General features: G+C 64.6%; 1 protein-coding gene. It reads right to left on the reverse strand.

Annotated elements, in window-relative coordinates; all coding sequences use genetic code 11:
- Positions 1-115 precede the first annotated feature (115 nt).
- Entirely contained in the window at positions 116-1,765 is a 1,650-nt protein-coding gene (gene hutU, locus VAE55_RS01095) for a urocanate hydratase (RefSeq protein WP_322813985.1), read from the reverse strand.
- Positions 1,766-2,112 lie beyond the last annotated feature (347 nt).

The raw sequence follows: 2,112 nt of genomic DNA on the forward strand, positions 1-2,112 counted from the left end.
CCCCTGTGGTGACGGATACGTGCGTGCGCCGTTCAGCACTCTCGCATATGGCGGGCCGGGGTTGGGCCGGGGCCGGGTGCCGCGGGAGAGCGATAACCCCGGCAACACGACCAGCTCAGTCCAGCATTGGCATGTCAATCCCGTGGCGACGGGCAAACGCGATGGCTTCGGGATAGCCGGCATCGGCATGGCGGACGACGCCCATACCGGGATCGGTGGTTAGCACCCGTTCGATGCGGCGGGCGGCTTCGGGAGTGCCATCGGCGACGATGACCTGGCCGGCGTGGATGCTGTAGCCAATCCCAACGCCACCGCCGTGATGGATGCTGACCCAGGTGGCACCACCGACCGCGTTGATCAGGGCGTTGAGCAGCGGCCAGTCGGCGATAGCGTCGGAGCCGTCGCGCATGCCTTCGGTTTCGCGGTTGGGACTGGCGACCGAACCGGCGTCGAGATGGTCACGACCGATGACAATCGGGGCTTTGACGATGCCGCGAGCAACCAGGTCGTTCAGGAGCAAGCCGGCTTGTGCCCGTTCGCCGTAGCCCAGCCAGCAGATGCGGGCGGGGAGACCCTGGAAGGCGACGTGGTCGCGGGCAAGGCGCAGCCAGCGACCGAGGTGTTCGTCGTGGGGGAAGAGTTCGGCGATGGCGCGATCGGTGATGTAGATGTCTTCGGGATCACCGGAGAGGGCCACCCAGCGGAACGGCCCCTTGCCTTCGCAGAAGAGAGGTCGGATGTAGGCCGGGACAAAGCCAGGATAGTTAAACGCATCGTGAACGCCGGCATCGAAGGCACGCTGGCGGAGGTTGTTGCCATAATCGAAGACGATGCTGCCACGGCGCTGCCATTCCAGCAGAGTACGCACGTGTTCGGCCATCGACGCCATCGCACGCCGGTCATACTCGGCGGGGTCGCGTTCGCGTAGTTCGGCAGCTTCGGCGAGTGACAATCCGGCAGGGATATAGCCGTAACGCACATCGTGGGCGCTGGTCTGATCGGTCGCCACATCGGGAACCACACCACGGCGCAGCATCTCAGGCAGTAGCTCGGCTGCGTTACCGATCAGCGCAATCGAAAGCGGCGTGCCGCTCGCCCGTGCCTCTTCGGCCCAGGTCATCGCCTCTTCGAGATCATCGCTCAGGCGATCCACCTGACGCAGGCGCAGGCGACGCTCTGCCCGCCAGCGGTCAATCTCGACCGCGATAACCACACCTTCATTCAGGGTCACGGCTAGCGGTTGCGCACCACCCATCTCACCGAGACCGGCAGTGACGACCAGCCTGCCGCGGAGTGTTCCCCAGCCTGCCGAGTGCGCCAGCGCACCGAAGGTCTCGTAGGTGCCTTGCAGGATACCCTGGGTACCGATATAAATCCAGCTTCCGGCGGTCATCTGCCCGTACATCGTCAACCCGGCAGCTTCCCAGCGGTCGAAATTGGCCTGCGTGGCCCAGGCCGGCACCAGATTGGCATTGGCGATCAGCACGCGGGGGGCATCGGTGTGAGTACGGAAGACAGCGACCGGCTTCCCCGATTGCACAATCAGCGTCTCGTCGGGACGGAGTCGGCGGAGGGTGGCAAGGATGGCAGCGAAACACTCCCAGTTGCGGGCCGCTCGCCCGCGTCCACCGTAAACGATCAGATGATCGGGGTCGAAGGCGACATCGGGATCGAGGTTGTTCTGGATCATGCGATAGGCCGCTTCAATCTGCCAGTTGGCACAGGTCAATGTTGTGCCACGTGGCGCCCGCACGATGCGGTTCATAGTGTACCTCCCTGTACAATGGATGGCATTCATTGCCGATTGGTGCTATAGTAGCGCCGAATGGCTGCTTCGACAAGTGGAGATGGGAGCGGTTGCCCACGGGTCTGCTGTGGGATGGTGGAGGAGAATATCGCTGCAACGCAGAGGGGACATTCGCTCAACCTGCCCGGTGGTGTTAGCACGGTGGGTGTAGGGTGAGAGCGTGCTGGCGCCCGTCCACCATCAGGTAGGGGTGAGCAGGAGTGAGCGCAGCGCGGCACAGGGCGGTTCCTCCCCGGTGGCGCCGGTAGGGGGGTAGGGGGTAGGAGTGAGCGCAGCGCGGCACAGGGCGGTTCCTGCCCGGTGGC

Origin of the sequence: Chloroflexus sp. (genome assembly GCF_034432675.1) — a bacterium.
GTDB lineage: Bacteria > Chloroflexota > Chloroflexia > Chloroflexales > Chloroflexaceae > Chloroflexus.